This is a genomic window from Phenylobacterium sp., from assembly GCF_028290885.1.
GTDB lineage: Bacteria > Pseudomonadota > Alphaproteobacteria > Caulobacterales > Caulobacteraceae > Phenylobacterium.
Window position 1 is genome coordinate 1 of record NZ_JAQGIZ010000264.1, and the last position, 4,834, is coordinate 4,834.

The window sequence follows — 4,834 nt, forward strand, 5'->3', positions numbered from 1 at the left end:
AGGCTTCTTCGCGGCGGGCTTCCTGGCGGCCGCCGGCTTCTTGGCCGCGGCGGCCTTGGCCGGAGCCTTCTTGGCCGCGGGCTTCTTGGCGCCCGGCTTCTTCGCCGCCGGTCGCTTGGCGGCGAGAGCCGGGGCGGCGGTCGCCATCGACGGGGCGACGGCGATGGGTTTCGGTGGCGTGGCCGGAGCGGCCTTCGGCGGTTCGGCCGGCGTCGGCGCGACGCGCCCGGTCAGGGCGTCGAAGGCCTTCATGAAGAAATTGCGCATCGGATCGGTCTCCATCAGGATTTCATGGTAGGCGCCGGGGATGTTGATGAACTTTCCCTGCGGCAGGTGGCGGGCCGCCGCGGCTTGCGCGGCGGTGTCGATGAGCTTGTCGTCCTCGGCCGAGACGATCACCACGGGGGCGGTGACTTCGCGCAGGGCGTCGGGCCGGGCGAGGTAGGCGGTAGCGCGCAGGCCGAAGTCGACCCAGCCCCAGGTGGGCGCGCCGAGCGCCAGCTTCGGCTCGGCGGCGATCAGGCTCCAGGCGCGGGCGTAGCGCGCCGGGTCGTGGGTCAGGACGTTGCCCTCGAAGGCGTCGTCGAACGGCTTGCCGGCGCCGCCGAGCGCATAGCCGCCGGCCTGGCCGACCAACAGGTTCAGACTGGTCAGGGCGCGCGAGAGCACGACCGGGAACGGCGTGCGGATGCCGAGCATTGGCGCCGAAAGGATTGCGCCGGCGAACCGGTCCTCGCCGTGCGCCATGGCCAGCAGCGTCAGGCAGCCGCCCATGGAGTGCGCCACCGCCACCCAGGGCTTGGGCAGGCGCATCGAATAGGCCCCGAGCAGGGCGCGGAAATCGTCGAGATAGGCCTTGTAGCCCTTGGCGTGACCCTTCAGCGGATCGGCGAGGTCGCGCTGCGAGAGGCCCTGGCCGCGCCAGTCGTGCGCCAGCACCACGAAGCCGCGGTCGAGGCATTCGCCGATGAACTCGTAGTACTTCTCGATGACCTCGGTGCGGCCGCCGGAGAGCACGATCGTGCCGCGCGGCTGGCCGGCCAGGCCTTGCGGCGTGAACAGCGCCGCCCTTAGTTTCGCGCCGCCCGCGCCGGTGAACCAGGCCGCCTCGCCGCCTGGCGGGGCCTTGGCTTGCGGCGTTTCGATGAGGGGCGCTTCGTCGGCCATGCCCTGCCTTACGCGGCCTTCGCAAACAGAGATTGAATCTTCGGCTGCAGCTGCATGGCGAGCGCCATGTCGGAGAGCCGAAGGCGGCCGGTCATCATCGCCCGCGTGGGGTCGAGCTCGCCTTTGCCCAGCGCCGCCAGGTCATTCAACGCCACGGTCACCACCAGGTCCGCCGGTAGGTCGTCGTTGGTGACCGCCGCTCCGTCGATATGGATGACGCCCTGACCCTTGAGGTCGAGCTTGATGGACTTGCCCAGGCTCGAAGCGGCAACCCCGGCGTCGGACGCCGCAGCGGCGCGGATACGATTCGTCAGCTCCTCCAGCGTCGCCATGTCGATATCCTCCAGCCCCCCGCGAGCTTCGCTTCTGACGTGTGCGAAGTAAACCTTCAGGCGTGCGTGGCGCCAGCCTTGACGAACCGCAGCGTCATCCGGTCGCTCTCGCCGATGGCGTCGTACTTGGCGCGATCGAAGCTGGGATCGGCCGGCTTGCCGCGCGGCGACGACCGGCGCACCGGCGGCAGAGTCCAGACCCCGAACGGGTGGTCCTTGGTGTCCTTCGGATTGGCGTTGATCTCGCTCGCCGCAGCCAGGGTGAAGCCGGCCTCCTTGGCGAGCTGGACCACATAGTCCTGCGGCACGTAGCCGTTGGCCGCCGTCACGTCGGGCACGGCGCCCGGGTCGGCGCGGTGCTCCTCGACCCCCAGCGCGCCGCCGGGCTTCAGCGCCGCGAAGGCGTCGCGGAAGGCCTTCTCCGCCAGGCCGGCCGCCATCCAGTTGTGCAGGTTGCGCAGGAACAGCACCAGGTCCGCGCTTGCGGCGGGCGCCACCGGGCCGCTGCTCGGCCCGAAGGCGGTGATCTCCACCTTGCCGTAGAGCTTGGGCTGGTCGGCGAGCTTGCGGCGATAGGCCTCGACCATGGTGCGTCCGTCAGCGTCGGCGGATTCGAGGTCGGCGGCGTAGAGTTTGCCGCCGGTCGCGGCCAGGAACGGATCCACGATGTCGGTGTACCAGCCGGCGCCGGGCCAGAATTCGACCACCGTCTGACCGGGCTTCAGGCCCCAGAACTGCAGCGACTCCAGCGGATGGCGCCAGCGGTCGCGCGCCCGGTCGGCCGGCGGGCGCCACGAGCCGGCGATGGCGGCCTCGAGCGTGGTCGGCGCGACCGCCGCCTTGGACCCGCCGTCCTTGGCGCTGCAGGCGCTCAGAGCAGCAGCGCCGAGCAACATCGCTCGTCGCGAAAACCAGACGTCCGGGTGCGCCATTCGACCTCGCCACGCCCCCCGGCCCAGCTTTCGTCCTAGGCCTAGCGCGGGCGCTGCGCCGGGTCAAAGGACGCAAGGACGCAAGGCTGCAAGGTCTTGAACCGAAAAATCGTCCGCCTACCTCATAGCCCGAAGGCGCTGGATGTCCGGGCCTTCGGGTGTCGCGCGAGGCCTGATGGCTCGCAAAGACGCTCCGCTGAAACTGCAACCTTGCTTGATGAGAAGGATGTGACCGCATGCGTACGATCGATTTCTCCCCCCTCTACCGCTCCGTCGTGGGCTTCGACCGCCTGGCCGACCTGCTGGATTCCGCCGCCGCCGACGGCGCGGCCGGCTATCCGCCCTACAACATCGAGCGGACCGACGAGAACGCCTACCGCGTCGAGATCGCGGTCGCCGGCTTCCGGCCGGAAGAACTCTCCATCGAGGTGAAGGAAAACCTGCTCACCGTCACCGGCCGCAAGGCCGCCAACGACGAGCCGCGCCGGTTCCTGCACCGCGGCCTCGCCGAGCGTAACTTCGAGCGCAGATTCCAGCTCGCCGACTATGTGGTGGTGACTGAGGCGAACATCGCCGACGGCCTGCTGTCCATCGCCCTCAAGCGCGAGCTTCCCGAGGCCCTGAAGCCCCGCCGCATCGAGATCGGCGTCGGCCAGCCCAGCCTGATCGAAGGCGAAAAGGCCGCGTAGCCGCGACAGTTGCTCCCCCGCTGGGGGAGCTATCAGCGAAGCTGACTGAGGGGGTCTTCCGAGGTCTGAGCGGACCCCCTCCGGCGCTTCGCGCCACCTCCCCCACAGGGGGAGGAACTTAGAAATGAAGGGGCGGCGCAGCGATGCGCCGCCCTTTTTCGTGCGCGTCAGATGACGTCGTCGAGGCCGCGGGCGCCGTGGCGGGAGACGCCGGTGAAGTTGGCCTGGCGCAGCAGCGCGCCGGTGAAGTTCGCCCGGCTGACGTCGGCGTCGATGAAGATCGCCTGGCGGACGTCGGCGCCACAGAGGTCGGCGCCCTTCAGCTCGGCGCGGCGCAGGTCGCAGGCCAGCACCCGGTCCGCGCCCAGCAGCAACGGGCCCATCTGCGCCTCGCGCAGGTCCGATCCCGAGAGCTTGGCGCCGGCCAGCTTGGCGCCGCGCAGGTCGGCGCGCCGCAGGTTGCAGTTGCGCAGGTCCGCGCCCTCCAGGTGGGCGCCCTGCAGCTGCACGCCGGCCATGTCGAGGCCGTAGAACACCGCCGCCTTGCCGGAGAGCGCCGTGAGGTTGTAGCCGCGCACCGTCTCCAGCGCGCGTAGGTCCGCGCCATCGAACACCGACGGCGTCCCGTGCTGGCCATCGGTTTCGCACCAGCGGGCGTGATCCTGGATCATGGCCTTGTAGGGCAGGCTGGTCGCGGCGATGCCGGCGGGCTTATCCGTGAGCGCGCCGGCCAGGTTGGCGTTCTGTACGTTCCAGGCGAGCGTCTTGGCGCCCACCAGGACCACGTTGCGCAGATCCGCGCCGTCGAGGTCCGCGCCCGAAAGGTCGGCGCCGGAGAGGTTGGCGCCGTGCATGGTGGCCTGCCGCAGGTTGGCGCGCACCAGGCGGGCGTCCTTGAGCACCGCGTCGGTGAAGTCGGCCTTCACGGCGATCACGCCCGACAGCTTGGAGCGCTCGAGATTGGCGCCCACCAGCTTGGCGCCCTGGGCGTCGCCCACCTTCGCGCTGCCGCCGGCCTCGATCCGCCGGAAACCGAACTTGGGGTCCGCCGCCGCCAGCACGCCTTCGCGAAGGTCTGCCTCGAACAGGTCGGCGCCGGTCAGGTCGGCGTTGCGCAGGCAGGCGCCGCGCAGGTCGGCCCGACGCAGCGAGCTGTCGCGCAGGTCGGCCTCCTGCAGGTCGGCGCCGAACAGGGTGGCGTGGTCGAACCGCGCGCCGCGCAGGTTGCAGCCCGCCAGCACCGCCCCGCTGAAATCGGCGTCGCAGAGGTTGCGGTCGGAAAGGTCGAGGCCCGACAGGTCCGTCCAGGCGAACACCGCGCGCGCGCCGCCCGGCTTGGAGCTCCACAGCCGGTCGTGCTTGGCGCAGATCCGGTCGACCTCCGCCTGGTTGACGCGCCGGGTGATGTGGGAGGCTTCGGGCATGAATCCTTAGGGCGTGGGCGGCATGGTTACCCAATCCTAGGCCGCGGGGATTAACGGCGTCTTTCCAGACGGTTAGCGATTGGACGGCGAACGGTCTCGCGGACGGTAGTCGGCGTAGAGCGGCGCGGCCTCGGCGCCCAGCAATCCCAGGTCGAGGGCTATCCCAGCGTCGCGCAGGCGTTGCAGGCCGCGGCCGGATGCGAAGGCCGAGGCGTCCGTGCTGGCCACCACCACGCGCGCGACGCCGGCCGCCGCCAGCCGCTCGCCGCAGGACGCGTGCCCTGCCGTCC

The 4,834-nt window shown here is 70.7% G+C and carries 5 protein-coding genes and 1 pseudogene; 1 reads left to right on the top strand and 5 read right to left on the bottom strand.

Going from position 1 to position 4,834, the window contains the following annotated elements; genetic code table 11:
• The 3 genes from JWP28_RS17585 to JWP28_RS17595 all read right to left on the bottom strand — a co-directional run.
• Positions 1 to 1,167, bottom strand: a 1,167-nt coding sequence (locus tag JWP28_RS17585; protein WP_366143824.1) for an alpha/beta hydrolase, incomplete at its 3' end; no start/stop codon positions are given.
• A gap of 8 nt (positions 1,168 to 1,175) precedes the next feature.
• Positions 1,176 to 1,499, bottom strand: coding sequence for an SCP2 sterol-binding domain-containing protein (locus JWP28_RS17590; RefSeq protein WP_299544957.1), 324 nt, complete (start codon positions 1,497 to 1,499; stop codon positions 1,176 to 1,178).
• Positions 1,500 to 1,555: 56 nt separating this feature from the next.
• On the bottom strand, positions 1,556 to 2,431 hold the full coding sequence (locus tag JWP28_RS17595) for a methyltransferase (RefSeq protein WP_299544959.1): 876 nt from the start codon (positions 2,429 to 2,431) through the stop codon (positions 1,556 to 1,558).
• 236 nt (positions 2,432 to 2,667) lie between these two features.
• Here JWP28_RS17595 and JWP28_RS17600 point away from each other — a divergent pair, with 236 nt between their 5' ends.
• Positions 2,668 to 3,120 (top strand): Hsp20 family protein, encoded by a 453-nt coding sequence (locus JWP28_RS17600; RefSeq protein WP_299544961.1) that lies wholly within the window; start codon positions 2,668 to 2,670, stop codon positions 3,118 to 3,120.
• Positions 3,121 to 3,287: 167 nt separating this feature from the next.
• Here the strand turns inward: JWP28_RS17600 and JWP28_RS17605 are convergent, their stop codons facing one another.
• Positions 3,288 to 4,544: a pentapeptide repeat-containing protein gene (locus tag JWP28_RS17605; RefSeq protein WP_299544963.1), complete on the bottom strand. Its 1,257-nt coding sequence runs from the start codon at positions 4,542 to 4,544 to the stop codon at positions 3,288 to 3,290.
• Between the two features lie 72 nt (positions 4,545 to 4,616).
• Positions 4,617 to 4,834 (bottom strand): annotated as a pseudogene (locus JWP28_RS17610) (hypothetical protein); the annotation flags it as partial.